This window comes from Paraburkholderia lebeckiae (assembly GCF_050436325.1).
Lineage (GTDB): Bacteria > Pseudomonadota > Gammaproteobacteria > Burkholderiales > Burkholderiaceae > Paraburkholderia > Paraburkholderia tuberum.
Window position 1 is genome coordinate 3,162,198 of record NZ_JBNDLZ010000002.1, and the last position, 25,210, is coordinate 3,187,407.

General features: G+C 65.1%; 17 protein-coding genes. 14 read left to right on the forward strand and 3 right to left on the reverse strand.

The genetic code is table 11. The features are described 5' to 3' along the window. Positions 1-164 precede the first annotated feature (164 nt). From OKW44_RS17895 to OKW44_RS17905, 3 genes are all read left to right on the forward strand, one after another. Positions 165-2,381 (forward strand): CHAT domain-containing protein, encoded by a 2,217-nt coding sequence (locus OKW44_RS17895; protein ID WP_035471658.1) that lies wholly within the window; start codon positions 165-167, stop codon positions 2,379-2,381. 20 nt (positions 2,382-2,401) lie between these two features. Further along, complete coding sequence (locus tag OKW44_RS17900; RefSeq protein WP_018423003.1) at positions 2,402-4,075, forward strand: ShlB/FhaC/HecB family hemolysin secretion/activation protein; 1,674 nt, start codon at positions 2,402-2,404, stop codon at positions 4,073-4,075. Between the two features lie 71 nt (positions 4,076-4,146). Then, positions 4,147-8,703, forward strand: a complete 4,557-nt coding sequence (locus tag OKW44_RS17905) for a beta strand repeat-containing protein (protein WP_018423002.1) — start codon at positions 4,147-4,149, stop codon at positions 8,701-8,703. Here OKW44_RS17905 and OKW44_RS17910 read toward each other — a convergent pair. Genes OKW44_RS17910 through OKW44_RS17920 form a run of 3 tightly spaced genes read right to left on the reverse strand, consistent with a single transcriptional unit; the run spans position 8,700 to position 11,140 of the window. Continuing rightward, entirely contained in the window at positions 8,700-9,500 is an 801-nt protein-coding gene (locus OKW44_RS17910) for a glycosyltransferase family 2 protein (RefSeq protein ID WP_018423001.1), read from the reverse strand. The two genes, OKW44_RS17905 and OKW44_RS17910, sit on opposite strands and share 4 nt — an antisense overlap. 34 nt (positions 9,501-9,534) lie before the next feature. Next, positions 9,535-10,329, reverse strand: coding sequence for a PP2C family protein-serine/threonine phosphatase (locus OKW44_RS17915; protein WP_018423000.1), 795 nt, complete (start codon positions 10,327-10,329; stop codon positions 9,535-9,537). 34 nt (positions 10,330-10,363) lie between these two features. Beyond that, positions 10,364-11,140, reverse strand: coding sequence for a hypothetical protein (locus OKW44_RS17920; RefSeq protein ID WP_051103832.1), 777 nt, complete (start codon positions 11,138-11,140; stop codon positions 10,364-10,366). 781 nt (positions 11,141-11,921) lie between these two features. Between OKW44_RS17920 and tssA the strand changes: the two genes are divergently transcribed. The 11 genes from tssA to OKW44_RS17975 all read left to right on the forward strand — a co-directional run bounded on the left by tssA (position 11,922) and on the right by OKW44_RS17975 (position 25,180). Further along, positions 11,922-12,953 carry a type VI secretion system protein TssA gene (gene tssA, locus OKW44_RS17925; protein ID WP_018422998.1) on the forward strand — a complete coding sequence of 344 codons (1,032 nt, stop codon included), beginning with the start codon at positions 11,922-11,924 and terminating at the stop codon, positions 12,951-12,953. 87 nt (positions 12,954-13,040) lie between these two features. Continuing rightward, on the forward strand, positions 13,041-13,547 hold the full coding sequence (gene tssB, locus OKW44_RS17930) for a type VI secretion system contractile sheath small subunit (protein WP_018422997.1): 507 nt from the start codon (positions 13,041-13,043) through the stop codon (positions 13,545-13,547). Between the two features lie 25 nt (positions 13,548-13,572). Then, the gene (tssC, locus tag OKW44_RS17935) at positions 13,573-15,069 is read left to right on the forward strand and encodes a type VI secretion system contractile sheath large subunit (RefSeq protein WP_018422996.1); all 1,497 of its coding nucleotides are present in this window, start codon (positions 13,573-13,575) and stop codon (positions 15,067-15,069) included. Positions 15,070-15,114: 45 nt separating this feature from the next. Continuing rightward, positions 15,115-15,603: an Hcp family type VI secretion system effector gene (locus OKW44_RS17940; RefSeq protein WP_018422995.1), complete on the forward strand. Its 489-nt coding sequence runs from the start codon at positions 15,115-15,117 to the stop codon at positions 15,601-15,603. Between the two features lie 95 nt (positions 15,604-15,698). Next, positions 15,699-16,535, forward strand: coding sequence for a type VI secretion system accessory protein TagJ (locus OKW44_RS17945; RefSeq protein ID WP_018422994.1), 837 nt, complete (start codon positions 15,699-15,701; stop codon positions 16,533-16,535). Continuing rightward, positions 16,528-17,040 (forward strand): type VI secretion system baseplate subunit TssE, encoded by a 513-nt coding sequence (tssE, locus tag OKW44_RS17950; RefSeq protein WP_018422993.1) that lies wholly within the window; start codon positions 16,528-16,530, stop codon positions 17,038-17,040. The genes OKW44_RS17945 and tssE overlap by 8 nt, the downstream gene beginning before the upstream one ends. 4 nt (positions 17,041-17,044) lie before the next feature. Next, positions 17,045-18,940: a type VI secretion system baseplate subunit TssF gene (tssF, locus tag OKW44_RS17955; RefSeq protein ID WP_018422992.1), complete on the forward strand. Its 1,896-nt coding sequence runs from the start codon at positions 17,045-17,047 to the stop codon at positions 18,938-18,940. Beyond that, entirely contained in the window at positions 18,925-19,983 is a 1,059-nt protein-coding gene (gene tssG, locus OKW44_RS17960) for a type VI secretion system baseplate subunit TssG (protein WP_018422991.1), read from the forward strand. Before tssF ends, tssG begins: the two co-directional genes overlap by 16 nt. A 4-nt stretch (positions 19,984-19,987) precedes the next feature. After that, positions 19,988-22,774 (forward strand): type VI secretion system ATPase TssH, encoded by a 2,787-nt coding sequence (tssH, locus tag OKW44_RS17965; RefSeq protein WP_018422990.1) that lies wholly within the window; start codon positions 19,988-19,990, stop codon positions 22,772-22,774. Positions 22,775-22,797: 23 nt separating this feature from the next. Then, a complete protein-coding gene (locus tag OKW44_RS17970) occupies positions 22,798-23,187 on the forward strand; it encodes a DUF4280 domain-containing protein (protein WP_018422989.1) in 390 nt (129 codons plus the stop codon). Position 23,188: 1 nt separating this feature from the next. Beyond that, the gene (locus OKW44_RS17975; protein ID WP_018422988.1) at positions 23,189-25,180 is read left to right on the forward strand and encodes a type VI secretion system Vgr family protein; all 1,992 of its coding nucleotides are present in this window, start codon (positions 23,189-23,191) and stop codon (positions 25,178-25,180) included. Positions 25,181-25,210: the final 30 nt, after the last annotated feature.

The following is a 25,210-nucleotide window of genomic DNA, read 5'->3' on the forward strand; positions in this document are numbered from 1 at the left end:
GGCGGGCGCGCGTGCCTGAGCGGTGGTCCGCGTGCGTCCGCCGGTTTCAAAATCGGCCGGCCGGATTCGTCTATACGGTGTGAGTCAACCGCTGCGTGCAGCTTGCGGGTTGTACGCGCATTCCATCCCAGCCGCTTCCTTTTGCCTTCTTGCAGGAAGTTAAAGTGAACGAGCGCCAAGGCTTATCGAGCGGGATGGCACACCGGATCGATGCCGCGTGGATCACGGGCGCGCTCGTCATGGGCTCGATGCTGCTGGGCGCGGCGGGCAATACGCTGGCCGCTGGCACGTCCGCCGCCGCGGCGCGGCCCGCGAGCGCCGTGGCCCTTGCGCCCGAGTCGTTCGGCTTTCGTCAGGCCGATGAACGCGAACGCGACGCCGAAACGATCAACACGTTGACGGCCGAGGGACGTCTGCTGCTGTCGCGAGATCGCGTCAAACTCCCTGCCTACGACTATTGCAGCATGTCCGTCGCGGCCGCCGAGCGCGGCGACTTCCGCGACAGCGTCGATGCCGCGGCGCGCGCCCTGGTGGTGGCCGGGCAGACCAACAATGCGGACCTGGCGGCCCTGTCCAAACGCGATCTCGCGATCGCCTACAGCTATGCCGGCGACCTCGACAACGCCGAACGCTATGCCCGCGATGCGCTCGCTTCGACGCCGAAGGCGCCCGAGCAGGTCTTTGCTCCGGCCAACAAGGTGCTCGGCGATGTCGCGTTGCGCCGGGGCAAGCCGCAGCAGGCGCTGGCCGCCTACGAAGACGCGCTCACGACCGCCTCGCCGCGTTACAAACCGCTGGTGCTGATGTCGATCATCAACGCGCAGCTCGCCGAGGGCGATACGCCTGGCGCGCGCCAAACCTTCGATGCTGTCGGCGCACCGGCCACCGCGGAACTCGCGCCCGCCTACCGGCGCATCGAAGGCAATCTGCTGCTGGCCGAAGGCAAGCCCGAGGATGCGAAACACGCGTTCGAAGCGCTGTTGAGCCAAAGCGGCAATTCCAGCGACGCCAACTACGACCGCCTGTGGGCCCACGAAGGAATCGGCCGCGCCGACCTCGCGCTCGGCGACAAGCCGCATGCGCGCGAAGCCTACCTGCTGGCCGTCGACGACTCCGAGAAAATCCGCACGCGGTTTCGCAGCGACGAGTTCAAGACGGCGCTGTTCGGCGACACGCAAACGGTATTCGAAGAGGCCATCGCGCTGACGGTCGAAGCCGGCGACTACGAGAGCGCATGGAGTCTGTCCGAACGCAGCCGGGCGCGTGCGCTGCTCGACGTCGTGCGCAACCGCGTCGACGCCGGCGTCGACGACCGTCAATTGAACGGGCAGGTGCCGAGTCTTGCCGCGACGCGCGGCGCGCTCCGGCCCAACGAGGCGATCGTCGAATTTCACAGCCTGCCCAACGAGCTGATCGTCTGGGTGGTGCGCAACGATGGCCTGACCGGCCACACGTTGCCGGTTGCGCGCGCGGACATGGATGCCGCCGTGACCGACCTGCGCAATGCGATCGTGCGCCGGCGACCGGCCGCGCTGACCTATGGCGACAAGCTCGATGCGTTGCTGATCGCGCCGCTCGGCTTGCGCGCGAACGAGCGGCTCATCATCGTGCCGCACGGCGCGCTGCACTATCTGCCGTTTCAGGCGCTGCACGATGCCGACGGCTTTCTGATCGAACGCCATGCGATCGCACTCGAACCATCGGCGAGCGTCGCGGTACAACTCGCGCAACGCCAGCAGAAGATCGCGAGCGATCTGGTCGCGTTCGGCAATCCGACCATCACACCTGCCTATGCGCTGCCAGGGGCCGAGGCGGAAGTGCAGGGCATCGCGCCGCTGTTCGCGCGCAACGAGGTGTTTCTGCATGGCGATGCCACGCGCCTGAGCTTTCGCGACAACGCGCCCGCCGGACGCGTGTTGCACGTGGCGACGCACGCCCAAGCCGACACGATCGATCCGTTGCACTCGAGCATCCTGCTCGCGCCCGCGACGCAGCCGGCCGACGGCCCGGACTCGCTGCTGGCGAAAGACATCTACAACCTGAAGCTCAACAACGTCTCGCTCGTCACGCTGTCGGCCTGTGAGACGGGGCTTGGCCGGATCGCGCGCGGCGACGAAATTCTCGGCTTCACGCGCGCGTTCTTCTATGCCGGCGCCACCAGCCTGATCGTGTCGATGTGGCCGGTCGCGGACGAATCGAGCGCGCTGACGATGCGCACCTTCTACGCGCAACTCGCGCAAGGCCATGACGCGATCGACGCGATGCGCACCGCGCAACTGGCGGTTCTGCACACGCCGCGCTTCGCGCATCCGTTCTTCTGGGCGCCATTCGACCTGATGGGTGGCTGGCGTTTGACCATCGCGCGTCAGCAGCAGGGATGAACCAAACAGACCCTAGACCGATGAACAGACTCCGACTGATCGCCGCGGCGGTGTCCTGCAGTAGTGCGCTCGCGTGGGGCCAGACGCTGCCGAACGCGGGCAGCATCCTGAACCAGACGGCGCCGCGCGAGACCCGGCCGGCGCCGCCGGGCGGCGCTCAGGCGTTACCCGCCGTGCCGCCGCCGGCGGCGCCCGTGACGGCGCCCGGCCCGACCTTCCTGCTGAAGAGCATCACGTTGAAGGGCAACGACACGATCGCCAGCGACGCGCTGCTTGCGCCCGTTCAGGACAAGCTCGGCAAGCAAACCAGCTTCGCCGGGCTCGAAGAGATTGCCGCGCGCATCACGCGGGTTTATCGCGATCACGGCTATCTGCTCGCCCAGGTAGTGATCCCGCCGCAGGACGTCACGTCCGGCAACGTCGAAATGAGCGTGCTCGAAGGGCGCGTCGGCCATGTGCGGCTCGACATCGCGGCCGGCACGCCGATCCGCGAAGATCTGTTGCGCGCGCGGGTCGCGCAGATTCCGTTGGGCAAGCCGCTGCAGCAGCACGAACTCGAACGGACCATGCTGCTGCTGTCCGATCTGCCGGGTATTCAGGTCTCCTCGGCAATCGAAGCGGGCGAGGAGCCCGGCACGGTCGATCTGACCGTCAACGTCGCGCCGGCCAAACGCTGGACCTTTGCGCTCGATGTCGACAACTTCGGCGCCGAGTCCAGCGGTACCTGGCGGCTCGGCGCGCTCGCGCGCCTGAACTCGCCGTTCATGATCGGCGACAACTTGGACCTGCGGCTGCTCGCCAGCGAACGCAGCGACACCCTTTACGGGCGCGTCGGCTACGAAGCGCCGATCAATGCGCAAGGTACGCGCGTCGGGGTCGCGGTGTCGCGGCTCAACTATGCGCTCGGCCAGGAATTCGCGTCGCTCGACGCGCAGGGCGAGGCGACCGTGGTGGACTTCACGCTCACGCATCCGCTCGTGCGCACACGCAATCAGAGCCTGTTGGGGCGCGTCAATTTCGAGTATCGCGACCTGATCGACAACGTCGGCATCGTCGATCAACACAATCCCAGATCGCTGGTGGAAGGCAGTATCGGCCTGAGCTATGAAAGCCGCGACGCGCTGTTCGGCGGCGGCTTCAATAGCGCGGATGTCGAACTGTTGATCGGCAGTCTGCATTTCCGCAACGCGCAAGCCGAGGCGCTCGATGCCTCGCCGCTCGGGCGCGACACGCAAGGCACCGAAGTGCGCGCCACTTTCTTCGCCAACCGCCTGAACGCGATCACCGAGCGGCTCAGCGTATTCGCCGGCGTGTCCGGCCAGTGGGCCGGCACCACGCTCGACAGTTCGTCGCGCTTCCTGCTCGGCGGCCCGCACGCGGTGCGCGCTTATTCGCCGTCCGAGGCACTGGTCGACGAGGGGTTCGTCGCCACCCTCGAAGGGCGTTTCGCGATCGATGCGCGGGCGACCGTGTTCACGTTCTTCGACTTCGGCACCGGTTGGTACAACGCCACGCCGCGTCCGGGCCAAGGGTCGAACGTGATCACCCGCAGTGGCGCAGGTCTCGGCGCGTTCTGGGCCGCGCCGGGCGGCTTTTCGCTACAGGGCACGGTCGCATGGCGCACGACCGGGCCCGATACGACCGGCAACGACAGGCTGCCGCGCTTTTATGTGCAACTGACCAAGACGTTCTAGCAGGCAGCCAAACGCAACGAAACGAGACGAAACGCAACGACAAGCAGCAGCAATCTGTGCCGAGGTGTGCGATGAACAAGCGATGCAATGTGCGACCGGGGCATGTGAGCACGATCGCCGGCGCGGTCGCCGCGTTGTTCGCGGCGTCGTATATGCCGCTCGCGCTCGCGAATCCGACCGGCGCCCAGGTGGTGGCCGGCACGGTCAGCATCAACTCGCCGGGCGCGGGACAGATGCACATCACGCAGGGCTCGTCCAATGCGATCGTCAACTGGAACGCGTTTTCGATCGGTAGCGGCGAAGCGGTCAGGATCTCGCAGCCGTCGGCTTCCGCCGCGCTGCTCAACCGCGTGACGGGCAACGACCCCAGCGTGATCGCCGGACGCCTGCAGGCGAACGGCAAGGTGTTTCTCGTCAATCCGGCGGGGGTGATCTTTGCGCCGGGATCGTCGGTGAACGTGGGGTCGATGATCGCCTCGACACTCAATATCTCCAATGCCGATTTCCTCGCCGGCAACTTCCATTTCGTCGGCGCGTCCGCGGCGGCGCTCAGCAATGCGGGGTCGCTGACGGCGGCCGCGGGCGGCACCATCGCGTTGCTTGGCGGCACGGTCAGCAATAGCGGCACGGTCAGCGCAAAACTGGGCCGCGTCGCGCTGGGCGCGGGCAACGACATCACCGTCGACTTTGCCGGCGACGGTTTGACCACCCTGAAGATCAACCAGGGCGCGGCGCACGCGCTGATCGGCAATACCGGCACGCTGGCCGCCGACGGCGGCACCGTGGTGATGAGCGCACAGACGGCCGACGCGCTGGCGGGCACCGTCATCAACCAGCAAGGCATCGTGCGCGCGCAGAGCCTGAGCGAACACGACGGCCGCATTCTGCTCGACGGCGGCACGAACGGCGTGACACAGGTGAGCGGGACGCTCGACGCCAGTGGCGGCGCGGGGCAAACCGGCGGCAGGATCGACGTGACCGGCTACGACGTGGCGCTGCTGGCCGGAGCGTACGTCGATGCGAGCGGCGCCGCGGGCGGCGGAACCGTGCACTTCGGCGGCGGCCCGGCGGGTGCGGACTCCTCCGTTCGCAATGCCAATGCGATCTGGATGTCGCCGAGCGCCAGCCTCCATGCGGATGCGCTCGTCGACGGCAATGGCGGCAACGTCGTGGCTTACAGCGAAACGGCCAGCCGCATTTACGGCACGTTGACCGCGAAGGGCGGGCCCCAGGGCGGTAACGGCGGCTTGATCGAAACGTCCGGCCACACGCTCGACACGACCGGCATGAGCGTCGACGCATCGGCGGCGAAGGGGCAGGGCGGCAGGTGGCTGCTCGATCCGTTCGAGGTCGACATCGTGACGCAGGTGCCGGATGTCTCCGCTGCGCCGGTCCCAACGCAAACCGCAACCGATTCCAACACCATGACGTTCGGGCCGATCACGGGCAGCACGTTCATCCTGAACACGGCGCTCACCGGTCCGCTGAGCCTCGGCACGTCGGTGACGGTACTGACAGGGACCGATCCCAACTTCGGCGCGGGCGACATCGCCGTCGACGCGCCGCTCAACCTCACGACCGGCACGCTTCCCGCCACGCTGAAGCTGAGCGCGACGGGATCGGTGCTGGTCAACAACACCATCACGTCGGGCGCGGGGCCGCTCAGCCTCGTATTCGATGCGAACGTGGGCGGCACGAGTCCGCTCAGCCTGGTCTCGTTCCAGGGCGTCACGGTGAAGACCAACGGCGGCAGCGTGACGGTGGGAAGCGGTGGCGCGAGCCCGGTCCTGATCCAGAACTCGAACATCGACACCGCGGGCGGCGATCTGACGGTCACCGGCACGTTCCCGATCAATGGCGTGGCGATTGGCTATCTGATCACGTCGTCGTCGGGCATTTTCATCGACTCGTCGACCATTTCCACGGAGGGCGGCGTGTTCTCGCTGTCGGGTGTCGCGCTGGGCCCGAACGCCAACGGCGTGGCGATCAACGGCACCAGCTCGCTCTCGACGACGAGCGGCGCGCTTCGCATCACCGGCACGGCTACTGCCGGCGGCGGAGGCAACGACGGCGTGATCGCGCAAGGTGACAATACGATTCAAACCGGCAGCGGCGCGCTCACCATCAGCGGCGCCGGCAGTTCGAATATCGAGGATCAGGGCATCGGCGTGTTTCTCTCAGGCAGTTCCGCCAGCACGACGAGCGGGGCATTGAGCGTGAACGGCAGTTCCTCAGGCAGCAGCGCGATGGGCGTGTTCCTGACAGGCGGCGCCACGGTGGGCGAGAGTCCCGCGCTGCAGCCCGGGGTCAGCAGTGCGGGCGGCGCGATCTCGGTCAACGGTAGCGTGACGCAAAGCGCGCAAGGCGGCTTCGGCGTCGAGATTCAGAACACCACGATCTCCAACACGACCGGCGCGATCGACGTGACGGGGAATGTCACCGGTACAGCCGCCGGCGGCACTTTCGCGGACGGCGTCTATTTTTATGGCACCACGTTGAGCACCGGCAGCGGCGACATTTCCGCCACCGGCAGCGTGTCGTCGAACATGAACGTCAGCATCGGCCTCGACATGCATGGGTCGTCGGTCCAGTCGACGAGCGGCAACCTCAAGTTCACCGGACAAAGCGTGGGAGCCGCGGTCAACGGCGACTCGGTGATCGGGCTGATGTTCGAGAACACGCTATGCGTGGACTGCATCCAGACAGCCCCCGTATCGGTGACGACCGGCACGGGCACGGTGAGCCTGTTCGGCAGCGGCACCGGCCCGTTCGTGCAGGGTGTGCTGATCACCGACGGCACGACGATCACGTCGAACAACGGCGGGGCGATCGATATCCGCGGCGCGGTGAGCGGCCCGGCAGGCAGCAGTCCGAACCTGCAGAACGACTACGGCGTGCTGATCGCCAATGGCGCGATCAGCGCGACCGGGACGCGTGCCACTACGATCGGCATCGCCGGTTCGACCACGACGTCAGATCCGGGCGTCGCGGTCGGCCTTGCGGTGCCCGCGACCGAGCAGAGCGAGTTTGGGCTGACCAATCCGACTTCCATCGTCACCGGCGGCGTGACGAGCGCGGTCGCCAATGCCACCGCCGACAACGTGACGATCTCGACGACGAATCCCGCTTCGATCGTGTTGCGCGCATTCAACGACGGCACGGCGAGCAGCCTCGCCATCACGCAGGCGACGCTGTCGTCGCCGGGCGGCGTGCTGTCGATCATGCCGGCGTCGGTGGACCCGTCGAGCTTCACGATCACCGCTCAGAACGCGACACCGATCACGCTGCTCGGCACGGGCGGCGGTCTCAGCATCGACGCCCCGACTTTCTCGACCTTCGCGTCGATTCCCAGCATCGTGCTCGGGTCCAGCACGCAAACCGGGCGCATCACCGTCGGCGGGCAGTGCGTATCGGGCGGCTCGACTTGCGTGCCGACACGTCCGGGCTTCGCGAACAATTTCACGCTGTCCAACCCGGGCGCGGGCAGTCAAGGGATCGCGCTGACCTACGGCATCTCGACGCCAGGCCACACCTTGATGCTGCTGTCGGCCGGTCCCGTCACGGACCCTGGCGGCATCCAGGCCGCCGGGCTGATTCTCGCCGGCCCCGGTACCTTCACACTGACCGATCCGCAAAACGACGTCGGCGTACTGGCGATGTCCAACGCCGGGAGCGTCGACTTCTCGAACTCGCATGGCTTCGTGATCGGCCCGCTGACGAGCCAGACGTTCGACTCCGCCGCGAGCCAGTTGAGCCCGATCAGCGTGACGAACTCCACGCTGACCGGCAGCCTCGTCGCGACCGCTACGACCGGCAATATCGGGCTGGGCGCGAGCACGCCGTCCGCGACGGCTCCGAATACGAATCTGAACGCGGGCGGCTCGATCGATCTGGTGATGGAGAACGGCGTGTTCGTCGATGCGAACTCCGGCACACCTGGCGCCGGCAACGCATGGCGAGTCTGGGCCAGCACCTGGAACGGCGAGACACGCGGCAGCGTGCAGCCGAACACCGCGCAGCCCAATTTCTACGGCTGCCTGTTTGGCTCGGGCTGTAGTTGGGGCGGCACGGTGCCCACCACCGGCAATCATTTCGTCTATGTCGCACGGCCGACGGTCACGGTCACCGCGGACGGCGCGACGCGCTACGTCGGCGCACCGAACCCGGCGTTCACCTACACGACGAGCGGCCTGATCAACGGCGATACCGCCGCGGGCACGTTGAGCGGCTCGGAGACGACCACGGCCACTCTGACTTCACCGGCGGGCGGCTATCCGATCGACCCCAACTTCACGTCCAGCGTGGGCTATATCGTCAATGAAGTACCGGGCACGCTGACGGTGACTCCGTTTCCGAGCACAATCTCGAACCCGCAGGGCCCGATCCCCAATCCGGTCGCGCAAAGCGGTCTGCAGACGTTTTTCAGCAGCCAGGAGCAGACGTTCGTCTACGAAAACAATCTGCAGGGCACCAACATCTGCATCGGCTCGAACCAGCCGCTCTTCAGCACGACGCCGCCTGGCGAGAATCAGGACATCCTCGCGGTCGAATGGAAGCGGGTGCGTTCGCAGCCGAACCTGAACAGCTGCCTGCTAACGAACACCCAGCACGGCTGCGGTGACTTCTAGCGGGAGCCGGGCGACGCGGGCGGGACGGGTGGCGCGGCGCCTTCAGGCGAATGCAGCGCGCGCAGTTGCGCGATGGCGGCCTCGGCGCTCGCGACGAACCGTTGCGAGAGCCGCCATACTTCGACGACCTCCTGATGGACGGGCTGCTCCATGCCGAGGTGAATCCGGAAGAATCGTTCAGCGTGGATGGCCGGGTGGTAATGCTGGCGCACCCGTTTCGCGTCGATCAGCCGCCGGTTGCCGAACAGCCTGCTCAATGCCCACGAAAACGCGCCGTCTTCTCCGCCGACGCGACGAAAGAACGCGTCGAGCGGAAACCCGCCCAGCGCGCGATACACCGGCCGCCGGATCACGAGACTGCTCGGCACGGTGTTGCTGAGGATCGCCGCGTATTTTTCGAAATCGGCATGCTCGACGATCGCGCGCGGAAAGCCCGCATAGTCGACATCGAGCCGCACCGATGCCTCGCCCGGACAACGCTGCAGATAGCCACTCGCCGCGGCCAGCGCGCCGGGCAGATATTCGTCGTCGGCATCGATGAATCCGAGCAGATCCTCGGTCGCGTGCATCGCGGCCCAGTTGCGCGCGGCGGCGACGCCGCCATTCACGTGCATGCGCAGCACCTGCACGCGCGCGTCGAGGCGGCCGTAATGTTGCGCGACTTCGATCGAAGCATCGGTCGAGCCATCGTCGACGACGATGATTTGTGCCGCCTCCGGCTGGATCAGGCAGCTTTCCAGTGCGCGGCCAAGCGTTGCCGCCATCTGCAGGCAGGGAATGATGACCGAGATTGGCATGATGCGAGCCCCGTTCCGATGCTGATCCGCTGCGTTACGCCTGTGCCGGGCCGGGCATCAATTGCGTCGCCTCAGCGTCGTCGCCGACCCACACCGCGAACGCCGTGAAGTTGTCGTGGTTCGTGCTGGCGCTCGCGCGCACCTGTTGCGCGAGCGCGTCGAGCCAGGCGCCGGGTGTCGCCGCATGGGCCAGCGCGTCGGCGATGCCGGCGTCGTCGGCATACTCCCACAGGCCGTCCGTGCAGATCAGGAAAGCGTCGCCGTCATGCAGCGCGAAGGTACCGTCGACGCCCACGATGGATAGTGCGTCGCGCGTGCCCAGCGCCGCATACAGCACGTTGCGGCGCGGATGATGACGCATCTCCTCCTCGGCGAGCAGCCGCGCGTCGACCATCTGCTGAACCATGCTGTGGTCGCGCGTGCGCGCGCAGAGCTCGCCGTGGCGGAAACAGTAGAGGCGGGTGTCGCCGCAATGGGCCCACGCGGCCGTCGCGCATTCGCGGTCGATGGCGAGCACCACGGCCGTCGAGCGCATGTCTTTTTCATTGCCTGTGCCGCGCAACTGTTCTTCGACGATGTTCTCATTGGCATGCGTGAGCGCGCTGATCAGCCGGTCGCCCGTCGGCGGCAACTCGGCAACGGTCAGGTAGCGCAAATCCGCCAGCACCGAAGCGACCACGAGGTGCGAGGCGGTGTCGCCGCCGCCGTGTCCGCCGGCGCCGTCGGCGACGACGCAATAGTAGAGCCGTTCGCTCGACCAGTCGCCGAACGAATCTTCGTTGCGCGGGCGGTCGCCCCGGTCGGTCAGGCTCGCGGTGGCAAGTTGCACCGTTGACCTCTCATATGCTCGTGGTCTGTCGAGCTCATTCCTGTGCGTGCGACTGCGCGGACAGAATGCCCAGAACCAGCAGGATGACGATGCGATTGCCCGGCGAGATGTCGATGCCGAGGTTGTGCTCGATCCATCGGCCGATTTGCGTGCGGGCGAAGTCGGCGGGTATCGAGCCTTTTTTCAGCGTGACGCCAAGCTTGCGCGCCCGGTAGTGATACGACGCGATGCCGTAACGCGCGGCCACCTGCGACAGACCGCCTTTCTCGTTCGACAGCCAGCCGAGACTGCCGGCGAGCAGCATGCGGTCGGCGTCGTCGAGCGAAGCGATGAAATGCGACGCGGATTCGCGTACCTCGGCTTCGTGCATACCGTATTGCAACAGGACCGAGCCGATCGGATCGGGATGAAAAGCCGTTTGCCGGTCGATTTCGAGCATCACGTCGCCTTCGTCGAGCGACACGTTGCGCTGATGGCTCGCGCTGCGCAGACAGTCGATCAGATAGCGGCGGAAATAGGCGCACACGGCATGGCTGGTCGAAGGCGCGCTGTGCAGCGGGAAGGTGGGCAATGCCGTCGGCGCGGTATCGAGGCGGAACACCTTGAGATAGAGGAACTGCGAGATCAGTTCCTCCTTGTCCTCGCCCAGCGCCTGCAATTCCGACGGATGGTAGCCGGTCAGCGCGCGGCGCACGATCGTATAGATCGACGCCATTTCGTCGTGGCTGAGGCAGGTGCGGCGTTGCCACAGGTCGGGCAGTGCGCTTTCTCCAGCGTGGTCGGCAATTGCAGCGCTTTGGATATCTGCCACTTTTCACCCCGAGGTGGTGAGCCCCGCTTCTTCAGGGCGGAGCCCGGCTGCTGACACTACCCATTTCGCCGCGTTTGTGGTGCGCCGGCTTCCTGTCCCCAATGAATCCGGCACTCGCTTTGCCGCCATATCGGGCAGATGCGTATGCCAAACGCTTGCAATACCGGCAATTCCGCCCTGCAAGCGGCGCGTGATTGGAAAACAGACTTAGTCTATTGGCACGTTTTATTTATTACAAGTTAAAACTTAATATGTTATTCACCGCCTTGACGACGGGTTCTATCGCTATCAGGACTAACCCTAAACGCCATGTAAGCGCCTACCGGCAATCCGGGGAGGTCAAAATTTTTAAAAAATCCGAGCAGCTGATTCGTTTACCTAGACGTCGGGATATCTCGCCAATCGACCGTCCTGAAAGGGCGCGCTGCTGAGGTCGTAAGACGACCGGCCGAGCTTGTGACGGGTAATGGTGCCGGAACGAAATGTTAAAACGTCTTAAGTGTTTATGGAGTTGAATGGTATTACATATACTACTTCGCTTAATTAAACAAAATCGTTTCTATTGCTATCCGGCTTTGATTTTCCGGGCTGCGTGCTATTCTCATATCGGATTGCCGCCGAGAAAGGACAACGCTCGCTAAAAACATCGCAATAGCTGGCGAAGGCAATCTAATTAGAGTTAACACGTATTTCCGGGAACGTTGATTCCCGGCGGGCAAGGGCAACCCGTACCGGTCACTTACGGTGCGTCGAGACTACTCATCCGAGACCGATACCAGACATGGCCACGCTTCTCGCGGGCGAAATGCTTGCCGACATATCAGCTGCCAGTCCATGCGGGGACGACCTCGAGTACGACCCTGACTTCCTTGCGCTCGAGCAGGTCGTCCACGGCAAGCCGGAGGTGCAGTTCGGCGAGACCATGGTCGCCGCCACGCCGCCTGACTGGAAAGTGGCCGAAGCGCTATCGCTCGATCTGCTCGCAAAAGGCCGCGACTTGCGCGTCGCGGTACACCTGACGCGCGCGCTGCTCAATCGCCGAGGTTTCTCCGGCTTCGCCGAGGGCCTCGCGCTCGTCGAAGGCCTGCTCGAACAGCGCTGGGACCATGTCTATCCACAGCTCGATCCCGACGACGACAACGATCCGACCGCCCGCGTCAACGCGCTCGCCGCCCTCGTTGAACCGTCCGGCATGCTGGTGGACGTGCGCGACGCACCGCTCGCGTCGTCGCGCGCGCATGGTGACGTCAGCTTGCGCGACATCGAATATGCGACCGGCGAAGTGCCGCTGCCCAAGGGCGTCGAGGCGGCGTCGCTGAGCTCGATCGACGCGGTGATCGCCGACGCCCACGAAGACGCCGCCGAAGCGCACACGGCCTTGCTCGCGGCCACGCATAGCGCGATGCGCATCGAGACGGTATTGACCGAGCGTGTCGGCGCGGCGCGCTCCATCGATCTGTCGCCGCTATCGAGGCTGCTGCGGCGTGCGGCCGACTTTCTCGGCGAGCGTCTCGATGTCCCGGACGGAGCGCCGCAGGCATCGCCGAACGGCGACGTGACCCCGGGCGAAAGCGCCGGCGCGGCGCCGGCACCCGTGCCGCTGTCCGGCGACATCACCGACCGTCAGGACGTGATTCGCATGATCGACAAGATCTGCGCGTACTACGAGCGTCACGAACCCTCCAGCCCGGTGCCGCTGCTGCTGCTGCGCGCGCGCCGGCTGGTCGACAGGAACTTCATGGAAATTCTGCAGGACCTCGCGCCCGAAGGCGTGCGCCAGGCCAGGCAGGCCGGCGGTATCGAAAACGAGTAAGCAGTCAGGCGGGGATAGGCTTTTTCGCTTCTAGCAACGCCAGTCATGCGCCGCGCTGCTCGCGGCCGTGAGGCGTCAACCAGGGGAATGGTCGTGGCCAAGGAAAGCAGCCAGAAATTCATCGCGCGCAATCGAGCGCCGCGAGTTCAGATCGAGTACGACGTCGAAGTCTACGGGTCGGAGAAAAAGGTCAATCTGCCCTTCGTCATGGGCGTGCTGGCCGATCTCTCCGGTCAGCCGGCGGATCCGCTCGCGCCGGTGGCGGATCGAAAGTTTCTCGAGATCGACGTCGACAACTTCGACGAGCGTCTGAAGTCGATGAAACCGCGCGTCGCCGTGCAGGTGCCGAACGTGCTGACCGGTCAGGGCAACCTCGCGGTCGACATGACCTTCGAGAGCATGGACGACTTTTCGCCCGCGGCGGTCGCGCGCAAGGTGGACGCGTTGTCGAAGCTGCTGGAGGCGCGCGGCCAGTTGCAAAACCTGCTGACCTATATGGACGGCAAGACCGGCGCCGAGGAGCTGATCGCGAAACTGCTCAACGATCCTGCGTTGCTGCAGTCGTTGGCGTCCGCACCGAAGCCGCAGCAATGAGCGTGATCTACAGGGGAGTCTGACCATGGCTGAACCTAGCACCCAAGGGCAAGCGCAACCCGGCGAGGCGTCGCTTGAAACGAGCGATTTCGCGAATCTGCTGCAAAAGGAATTCAAGCCGAAGAGCGAGAAGGCGAAGGAAGCCGTCGAGACGGCGGTGCGCACGCTCGCCGAACAGGCGCTGCGCGATACGAACGTGATTTCGGGCGATGTGCTCGCGACGATCGAATCGCTGATCGCGCAGATCGACGAGAAGCTGACCGCCCAGATCAATCAGATCATCCACTCGGAAGAGTTCCAGAAAGTCGAGAGCGCGTGGCGCGGCTTGCACTATCTGGTCAACAACACCGAGACGGACGAGACGTTGAAGATCCGCGTGATGAACGTATCGAAGGGCGATCTGTACAAGACGCTCAAGAAGTACAAGGGCACCGCGTGGGATCAAAGCCCGATCTTCAAGAAGCTCTACGAAGAGGAATACGGCCAGTTCGGCGGCGAGCCGTATGGCGCGTTGGTGGCCGATTATTACTTCGACAACGGCGGGCCCGACGTCGATCTGCTGACGCAGATATCCAGGATCTCGGCCGCCGCGCATGCGCCGTTTATCGCCGGCGCCGATCCCGCTGTCATGCTGATGGATTCATGGCAGGAGCTGGCCAATCCGCGCGACCTGACGAAAATCTTTCAGACGCCTGAGCATGCCGCGTGGCGCTCGCTGCGCGAATCCGAGGATGCGCGTTACGTCGGTCTCGCGATGCCGCGTTTTCTCGCGCGCGCGCCGTATGGCGCCAAGACCAATCCGGTCGAGGAATTCGATTTCGAGGAAGACACGGCCGGCGCGGACAGCGGCAAATACGCATGGGCCAATGCCGCCTATGCGATGGCGAGCAATATCAACCGCTCGTTCAAGATGTACGGCTGGTGTTCGCGGATTCGCGGCATCGAGTCGGGGGGCGCCGTCGAGAACCTGCCGGTGCACGCGTTCCCCACCGACGACGGCGGCATCGACATGAAGTGCCCCACCGAAATCGCCATTAGCGATCGCCGCGAAGCCGAACTCGCGAAGAACGGCTTCATGCCGCTCGTGCACAAGAAGAACTCCGATTTCGCCGCCTTCATCGGCGCGCAGTCGCTGCACAAGCCCGCCGAGTTCGAAGACCCCGATGCCACCGCGAACGCGAACCTGGCCGCGCGTCTGCCTTACCTGTTCGCCTGCAGCCGCTTCGCTCACTACCTGAAGTGCATCGTGCGCGACAAGGTCGGCAGTTTCAAGGAGAGGGACGACATGCAGCGCTGGCTGCAGAACTGGATCCTTCAGTACGTCGACGGCGATCCGGCGCACTCGACGGAAGAATCCAAGGCACGACGCCCGCTCGCGGCCGCCGAGGTGGTCGTCGAGGAAGTCGAAGGCAATCCCGGTTATTACACGTCGAAGTTTTTCCTGCGTCCGCACTACCAGTTGGAAGGCCTGACCGTATCGCTACGGTTGGTTTCGAAGCTTCCGTCCGCCAAGGCGGCATGACGGAAATCCCCATTGAGTGACGAATTGCTTTGAGCGGAGAAGAAGATGGCCATCGACATGTTCATGAAGCTGGGCGATATCAAGGGCGAGTCGCAGGACAAGACCCACAAGGAAGAAATCGAAGTGCTCGCGTGGAGCTGGGGCTTGAGCCAGAGCGGCACGATGCACATGGGCACGGGCGGCGGCGCCGGCAAGGTGTCGGTGCAGGACCTGTCATTTACCAAATACAGCGACAAGGCGAGTCCGCCGATCATGGCAGCCTGCACCAAAGGCACGCACATCGACACGGCGTTGCTGACGGTGCGCAAGGCAGGTGGCGACAATCCGCTCGAGTACTACAAGATCACGTTGAACGGCGTGCTGGTCAGCTCGTATTCGACCGGCGGCTCGGGCGGCGAAGAACGCTTCACCGAGAACGTCACGCTCAACTTCGAAAAATTCCATGTCGAGTACCAGCCGCAAAACGCGAAGGGCGAGAAGGAAGGCGGGGTGGTCGAAGTGAAATGGAACATCCCCGCCAACGCGACTACCTGATCGGCTGACCGCAAAGGGCGACTGCACTGCGGCGGTCCTGCCGTCGCAGTGCGGCGGCGGGTGGGACGACTCGAGCCAGACCGGAGCGAACCGGCATGAACGCAGAAGAATGCTTGCGCGAAGGCGATCTCGACGGATGTCTGCGCGAATTGCAAAAGCAGGTTCGCAAGGATCCGTCGAAAGCCGCCAATCGCGTCTTTCTCTTCCAGTTGCTCGCGGTGACGGGCGCCTGGGATCGCGCATTGACGCAACTGAACGTCGTCGGCGAACTCGACGCGGCCGCGTTGCCGATGGTGCAAACCTATCGTGAAGCGTTGCAATGCGAGGCGCTGCGCGAAGCGGTTTTCAAAGGTGAGCGCGCGCCGCTGATCTTCGGCGAGCCGACCGGCTGGCTTGCGTTGCTCCTCGAGGCATTGCGGCTCGACACCGCGGGCGATAGCGGCGCGGCGGCCGCCGCGCGCGCGCGGGCGCTCGACGAGGCGCCCGCCACCGCCGGCGCATTGAACGGCGAACCGTTCAGGTGGCTCGCCGACGCCGACAACCGGCTCGGCCCGACACTCGAAGCCGTGCTGAACGGCCGCTATTACTGGATTCCTTTTTCGCGCATCAAACGGATCGAAATCGAGCCGCCGTCCGACCTGCGCGACCGCGTCTGGATGCCGGCCGTTTTCACGTGGGCCAACGACGGCCAGGCCGCCGGTCTGATTCCCGCCCGCTATCCGGGCACGCTCGCCGAGCCGAATCGAGCGTTGTGGCTCGCGCGCCTGACCGAATGGATCGGTGACGATCCCGTGCTCGCGCGGCCGGTGGGACAGCGTATGTTCGCCTCCGATGCGAACGACTACGCGCTCTTCGACGTGCGCACCATCGAACTGACGAGCGGCGACGCGCCTGCCGAACAGGACGGCGCGGCCGCTCCGGATCATGGCTGAACTGACCGCGCGTGATCGCCTGCAACCGTCGCTGCTCGACCGGCTGACCGATCTCGAACCGGAGGCGAAGCAGGAAGCGCGCGAGCGGCGCGTTCTGTCGATGCGCGCGCTGCGCGAAAGTGTGCAGCGCGACCTCGGTTGGCTGCTGAACGCGAATGGCCTCGCGTCGGTGCAGGATCTGAGCGGCTATCCGTATGTCGCGACATCCGTGATCAATTTCGGCCTGCCGGACATTGCCGGCAAGACCGCCTCAGGCATCGATCCGTCGCGGCTCGAGCGGCTCGTGCGCGATGCGATCTGGGCGTTCGAGCCGCGTATTCTGCGCGACACCGTGCGGGTCAGTTCGATGCAACTCGAAGAGACGACCGGGCGCCACAACACCGTGTCGTTTCTGGTGGAGGGCGATCTGTGGGCGCAGCCGTATCCGGAGCGGCTCTACTTCAGGACCGAACTCGACCTGGAAGTCGGCGAAATCCGCGTGATCGACCAGGGCGGGCCGCGCTGAAGCCATGAATCCAGACCTGATCAAATACTACAGCCAGGAACTGCAGCATCTCCGGGAGATGGGCGGCGAGTTCGCGCGCGAATTTCCGAAGATCGCCGGGCGCCTCGGACTGGAAAACCTCGAATGCGCGGACCCCTACGTGGAGCGTCTGCTCGAAGGCTTCAGTTTCCTCGCGGCGCGCGTGCAACTGAAGATCGACGACGAGTTTCCGCGCTTCACCCAGCATCTCGCCGAGCTGGTGTACCCGCATTACCTCGCGCCCACGCCGTCGATGGCCGTGGTGCAGATCCAGCCGGACCTGACCAGCTCCAATCTCGCGGACGGCGTGCGGGTTCCACGCGGCAGTACGCTGCGCAGCGTGCTCGACAAGAACGGCTCGACGCGCTGCGAATACCGCAGCGCGCACGAACTGACGCTTTGGCCGCTCGAAATCACGGAAGCGCGGTTTTTTACGCACGCGGGCTCGCTCGGTGGCATCGACAGCGCGCTGCCGGCGAGCATGGCGGCGGGCGCCGCTATCAAGGCCGGTCTCAGGCTGCGCCTACGCGCCACCGCTGGTCTGAGAATCAACCAGTTGAAACTCGACCGGCTGACGCTGTATCTGCGTGGCGCGGACGGGATGGCCACGCGTATCCACGAGCGTCTGCTCGGTTCGGTGAGCGGCGTCGTCGTGATGCCGGCCAAACGTCCGGCGTCCTGGCATGTGCAGTTGCCGGCGAGCGCGCTGCGGCCGCTCGGGTTTGCCGACGATGAAGCATTGCTGCCGGTCAGCCGGCAGTCGTTCCAGGGCTACCGGCTGTTGCAGGAGTATTTCGCGTTTCCGCAGCGCTTCATGTTTCTCGCCATCGACGGTTTGCACGCGGCGTTGCGGCGTTGCGCGGACACCGAAATCGAAGTCGTCGTGTTGCTCAAACGCGGTGATCCGCTGCTCGAACAATCGCTCGATGCCAATAATTTCGCGCTGCATTGCACGCCCGCGATCAATCTCTTTTCGCGGCGTACCGATCGCATCGCGCTGTCGGACGAACAGTTCGAATATCACGTGGTGGCCGATCGAACCCGGCCGATGGACCTCGAGATCTATCAGATCGAGAGTGCGACCGGCTATAGCGCGGGCGCCGGCGGCGAGCAGCGCTTCGAGCCGTTCTATCACGCGCGCGATCTCGGCGCGACGTATCGCGCCGGCGCGTACTACCAGGTGCGCCGCGAAAAACGTCTGCCGTCGGCGCGTCAGCATGAGCGCGGCCCGCGCACGAGCTACCTCGGCAGCGAGATGTTCATCGCGCTGGTGGACGCAAGCAACGCGCCGTTTCGCGCTGACCTGCGGCAACTCGGCTTGCAGGTGCTGTGCACGAATCGCGACCTGCCACTGACGATGCCGGTCGGCGTCGGCCCCGCCGATTTCACGCTCGATGTCGAAGCGCCGGTGCAGAGCGTGCGCTGCGTGAGCGGCCCGAGCCGGCCGCTGCCGTCGTATGCGCACGGGGCCGTGGCGTGGCGGCTGTTGAGTCACCTGTCGTTGAACTACTCGTCGCTGCTCGATAACGATGCACAGGAGGGCGCCCGCGCGCTGCGCGATCTGCTGAGTCTCTACTGTCCCGCCGACGAGATCGCGAGTCAGCGGCTGATCGAGGGCGTGCGCTCGATCGATTCGCGCTCGGTGACGCGACGCTTGCCGGGCGCGGGGCCGATCGTATTCGGCCGCGGTCTCGAAGTGACGCTGACGCTCGACGAAGCCGCGTTCGAAGGCGCCGGCGCGTTTCTGCTCGGTGCCGTGCTCGCGCAATATTTCGCGCAATACGTATCGATCAATTCGTTCACCGAGACCGTCGTGAAGACGCTGTCGCGCGGCGAGATCATGCGCTGGCCAGCGAGGGTCGGACAATGCCGGACGCTCTGACACTGTTGCGCCGGCTCGAAGACGATGCGCGCCGCTTCGACTTCTTCCAGGTCGTGCGGCTGCTGGAGAACGCGTATGCGGACAAGCCGCGCGTCGGCGAGTCGATGCAGCCGCGCGACGATGCGATCCGTTTCGTGCAGGAACCCGAACTGGTTTTCCATCCGACGACGCTCGGTGACTTCACGCCGGCCGGCGAGCATCACGCCGCGCGCCTCGCGGTCAAGTTCTTCGGCCTGCTCGGGCCGCATGGTCCGTTGCCCACCCATCTGACCGAGTACGCTCGCGACCGCGCCCGCAACGCGAACGATCCGACCTTCGCGCGCTTTCTCGATGTCTTTCACCACCGGATGGTGTCGCTGTTCTATCGCGCGTGGGCCAATGCGCAACCGGCCGTGAGTCTCGACCGTCCGGGGCGCGATCGCTTTTCCTTTTATGTCGGCAGCGTGTTCGGGCTGGGCGAGCCGACGCTGCGCGAGCGCGACGCGGTGCCCGATTTCGCCAAACTGCACTTCGCCGGATTGCTGGGCGGGCCGACCCGTCCGGCCGCCGGTTTGAAACTCGTGCTGGCGCGTTTTTTCAACCTGCCGGTCGACATCGAACAGTGGGTCGGCCATTGGATGACGCTGCCCGCGAATTCGTTGTTGCGCCTGGGCGCAGCGGACGGTTCGGCCGCGCTCGGCGTGTCGACGCTGCTCGGCGCGCGCGTCTGGGATTGCCAGCATAAATTCCGCATCGTCATCGGACCGTTGAGCCGCGCTGATTACGAGCGCTTCCTGCCGGGCGGCGAGAGTCTGAAGCGCCTCGTCGACTGGGTGCGCAATTACGCGCGCGACGGGCTCGATTGGGATCTCCGGCTGGTGCTGAAACAGGAGGACGTGCCACGCCTGAAGCTCGGGCGCCACACGCGGCTCGGTTACACCACCTGGACGCTCGGCCACCCGGCGCGCGGCGATCAGCGTCAGCTGGTGTTGCGGCCGACTGGTCCGGACGGCCGTCCACGGATTGCCGCGGCGGCGCCGCCATCGACATCATCGAGGGAATAGAAAAATGGCCGAGATCAAACGGGCAGCGTTGTTCGGCAAGCTGAACAAGCTCGGATTCCGCGCAATCGAGAGCGCGAACGTGTTTTGCAAGTTGCGCGGCAATCCTTATATCGAGCTGTCGCACTGGTTCCACCAGATCCTGCAACTGCAGGACTCCGACCTGCACCGCATCATCAAACACTACGGGCTCGAGCCTTCCGCGTTGGCGCGCGATCTGACCGAAGCGCTCGACCGTCTGCCGCGCGGTTCGGCTTCGGTGACCGACATCTCGTCGCAAGTCGAGGAGGCGGTCGAACGTGGTTGGGTGTTCGGCTCGCTGATGTTCGGCGAGTCGCAGGTGCGCACCGGCCATCTGGTGGTCGGCCTCTTGAAGACGCCGTCGCTGCGCAACGGGCTCTACGGCATCTCGCGTCAGTTCGAGCGCATCAAGCTCGATTCGCTCGTCGACGAATTTCACAGCCTGCTGCGCGAGTCGCCGGAAGCGGCGCTGAGCGCGAGCGATGGTTTTCGGGCGGGCGGCGCGCAGCGCGAAGGCGGCGACGCGGACACCACGGGCGGCCCGGTGCCGGCCGCCGCGCTGGGCAAGCAGGAAGCGCTGCGGCGCTTTACCACCGATCTGACTGAACAGGCGCGCAATGGCAAGCTCGACCCGATCGTCGGGCGCGACGAGGAAATTCGCCAGCTGATCGACATCCTGATGCGCCGCCGCCAGAACAATCCGATCCTGACGGGCGAAGCGGGCGTCGGCAAAACCGCGGTGGTCGAAGGCTTCGCGCAACGCATCGCGGCGGGCGACGTGCCGCCGTCGCTGCACGACGTGCAGTTGCGCACGCTCGACGTCGGTCTGTTGCAGGCGGGCGCGAGCATGAAGGGCGAGTTCGAGAACCGCTTGCGGCAGGTGATCGAGGAAGTGCAGGCCTCGGAAAAGCCGATCATCCTGTTCATCGACGAAGCTCACACGCTGGTCGGCGCGGGCGGGGCGGCCGGCACCGGCGACGCGGCGAATCTGCTGAAGCCGGCGCTCGCGCGCGGCACGCTGCGCACGGTGGCCGCGACCACGTGGGCCGAATACAAGAAGCACATCGAGAAGGACCCCGCACTGACGCGGCGCTTCCAGGTCGTGCAGGTCAGCGAGCCGGACGAGACCCGCGCGATCCTGATGATGCGGGGCGTCACCTCGACGATGGAGCAGCACCACAAGGTGCAGGTGCTCGACGAAGCGCTCGAAGCCGCGGTACGGCTGTCGCATCGCTACATTCCGGCGCGGCAGTTGCCCGACAAGGCGGTCAGCCTGCTCGACACCGCCTGCGCGCGCGTGGCGGTCAGCCAGCATGCGACGCCCGCAGCGGTCGACGATTCGCGCAAGCGGATCGTCGCGCTCGAAACCGAACTGGCGATCATCGGCCGAGAAAGCGCGGTGGGCGTCGACACGCGGGAGCGTGAAGCCGCCGCGGCGGAAAAGCTCGCCGCCGAACAGGCGCGTCTCGCCACGCTCGACACCCGCTGGCAGGCGGAAAAACAACTGGTGACGCGGATTCTCGCGCTGCGCGCGCAACTGCGCGGCGAGACCGGCAAGGTGGAAGGCGCGGCGCAAGTGAACGACACGAACGACACGAACAAAGCGAACGAAGCTGCGAACGGAACGGTAGACGAAACAGCGGCCACCGGCGCGACTGACAACCCCGCCAGCGACACCGCGACGCGCGACGCGCGGCTCGCCGAACTGCGCGAGTTGCAGGCGCAGCTCGCGCAGCATCAAGGCGAAGATCCTCTGATCCTGCCGACCGTCGACCAGCAGGCGGTCGCCTCCGTCGTGCAGGACTGGACCGGCATACCGGTGGGCCGGATGGTCCGCAACGAAATCGAAAACGTCCTGAAGCTCGCGGAGAACCTGAACCGGCGCATCATCGGCCAGGCTCATGCGACGGAGATGATCGCGCGGCGCATTCAGACTTCGCGCGCGGGTCTCGACAATCCGAACAAGCCGATCGGCGTGTTCATGCTCGCCGGCACCTCCGGAGTCGGCAAGACCGAGACCGCGCTGGCGCTCGCCGAGGTGCTGTATGGCGGCGAGCAGAACGTCATCACGATCAACATGAGCGAGTATCAGGAAGCGCATACGGTGTCGTCGCTGAAGGGCGCGCCGCCCGGCTACGTGGGCTACGGCGAAGGCGGCGTGCTGACCGAGGCGGTGCGCCGCCGTCCATACAGCGTGGTGCTGCTCGACGAGGTCGAGAAGGCGCATCCCGACGTCCACGAGCTGTTCTTCCAGGTGTTCGACAAGGGCTGGATGGAAGACGGCGAGGGCCGCGTGATCGACTTCAAGAACACGCTGATCCTGTTGACCACCAATGTCGGCACGGATCTGATCACGAGCCTGTGCAAGGACCCGGAGCTGATGCCGGAGCCGGAGGGTATTGCGAAAGCGCTGCGCGAGCCGTTGCTGAAGGTGTTTCCGCCGGCCTTGCTGGGGCGCGTCGTGGTCATTCCGTACTTTCCGCTGTCCGACGAGATGCTCGGCGCGATCATCCGGCTGCAGCTCGGCCGGATCGAGAAACGCATCCGCGTGTCGCACAAGCTTCCGTTCAGCTACGACGACGACGTCGTGAAGCTGATCGGCAGCCGCTGCACCGAACTCGAAAGCGGCGGACGCATGATCGACGCGATCCTGACCAACACGCTGTTGCCGCGCATCAGCACCGAGTTTCTGACGCGCATGATGAACGGCAGCCCGGTCACGAAAGTGCAGATCGGCGCGCGCGACGGTGAATTTCTCTATACGTTCGATTGATCGAAAGCGGAGGATGCCTTCTTATGCCGCAACAAGTCAGCATGGGCGCGACGCTGCAATGTTCGTTCGGCGCGGCGCCTTCGACGCTCGTGGTGTTGCCGGTCAACCGGGTGATGGGCGAAGGGCCGCCCGCGGCCAACATCATGGATCACATTCCGCTCGTCAACATCATGCCGTTCGGCGTGTGCAGCTCGCCCGCCAATCCGACCGTCGCCGCCGCGACGGCGGCGGCGTTGGGCGTGCTGACGCCGATGCCGTGCATTCCGGCCACCATGACGCCGTGGACGCCGGGCGCGCCGACCGTGCTGCTCGGCAACCAGCCGTCGCTCGACAACGTGTCGACCTGCATGTGCAACTGGGGCGGCGTGGTCACGATCGTCAACCCGGCGACAGTCAAGACGATGATTCCGTGACATGACCACGCAAAACCCGAACCGACACGTCACCGTCAGTTGCGCGCCTGCCGGCGAGGATCTGCTGTTTCTGCATCTGAGCGGCACCGAGGAGCTGGGACGCCTGAGCGAATGGCGGCTCGATCTGCTTGGCAAGCGCAACGATCTGCAGGCCGGCGATCTGCTCGGGCATGACATCTCGATTGCGCTGTCGTTGCCAGAGGACGGCGAGCGGCAATTCAACGGTATCGTCACGGCGTTCCGGATCGTCGCACCGGGCGACCACACCCGCAACCGCATGGCGCGCTATGAAGCGGTGGTGCGTCCGCGGCTGTGGCTGCTCACGCGCGCGTCGCACAGCCGCTTTTTCCATGAAAAGAGCGTGCTCGATATCGTGACCGGCGTGCTGCAGGACTACAACATCGACGTCAGCAATAAATGCCAGGCGACCTATCCGCCGCTGCAGCACTGCGCGCAATACAGGGAGACCGATTTCGCCTTCGTGAGCCGCCTGATGGAGCACGAGGGCATGTACTACTACTTCGAGCATGAAGGGGGCAAGCACACGCTGGTGTTGACCGATTCGAGCGACGTTCACGGACCGATCGAACACTATGCGTCCATTTCGTACGATGCGTGGTACGAGCCTTCGAACGAGAAGGAATGCGTGTATGCGTGGAGTTCGGGCGCGGAATTGCAGACCGGCAAGTACGAAGTCAACGACTACGATTTCGAAAAGCCCACGTTGAGCAATCAGCAAGGCCTGCTGTCGCGCGCGACGCGGCCGAAAGTCTACGATCCGCCGGTGTACGCGATGCAGGAACATTTGAGCGGCCACGCGCAGTCGAGCGATGGCGACCGCTATGCGAAGGTCGGTATCGAGATCCGTCAGGCGCGCAACGACAGCATTTCGGGCCGATCGAGCGCGCGCGGCATCTGGCCGGGCGGTCAGTTCAAGCTCGAGAATCACGCCTGCGATGCGCAGAACCACGAGTATCTGGTGGTCAGTGCCGCATACGAGATCAATTCGGATGTCTATGTGTCGACGGTGCGCCACGATCCTTCGCTGCCGCTCTTCGACTGCGCGTTCACCGCGTTGCGCAAGGAAAACCACTTCCGCTCGGAGCGGCTGACGCCCCAGCCGGTCGTGGCGGGCCCGCAGACCGCCATGGTGGTCGGCCCGGACGGCGAAGAAATCCTCACCGATAAATATGGCCGCATCAAGGTGCAGTTTCATTGGGAGCAGTTCGCTCCGCCGGCCGATGCCGACGAGCGCATGAAGCGGTGCTGGGTGCGGGTATCGCAGAGCTGGGCCGGCAAACGCTGGGGCACGTTCTTCTTGCCGCGGATCGGTCAGGAGGTGGTCGTCGAGTTCGTCGAGGGCGATCCGAACCGGCCGCTCGTGACCGGTTGCGTCTACAACGCGAACACGATGCCGCCGTACGAACTGCCGGCCAATCAGATGTTCTCGACGCTGAAGAGCAATTCGACCAAGGGCGGCAGCGGTTTCAACGAAATGCGTTTCGACGACGACAAGGGCAGCGAGCAACTGTTCTTCCACGCCGAGAAGGACCACGAGACCTGGGTCAAGAACGACATGCTGGGTAACGTCGGCAACGACCGGCATCTGAAAGTGACCGGCAACGAGTTCGTGGCGATCACCGGCGCGCGCCACGACGCCGTGACGGGCGACCAGAACGCCCAGGTCGATGGCAACGCGTCGCTGAAGGTCGCGCAGAAGTTGCAGGAAAAGGTCGGCATGGACTATGCGATCGACGCCGGCATGAATATCCACATCAAGGCGGGCATGAACATCGTTATCGAAGCGGGTGCGAGCATTACGCTGAAGGCGGGCGGCGCCTTCGTGGTGGTCGGGCCGGTCAGCGTGGCGGTGTCGGGCACACCGATCCTGCTCAATTCGGGCGGCTCGGCGGGCTCCGGCAGCGGCTCGTCACCGACCGCGCCGAGCGCGCCCAAAGACGCCGACGACGGAACCAAGAAAATCAAATCGTGAGTGATGCACCTGACCGCTCGTGGGGAGCCA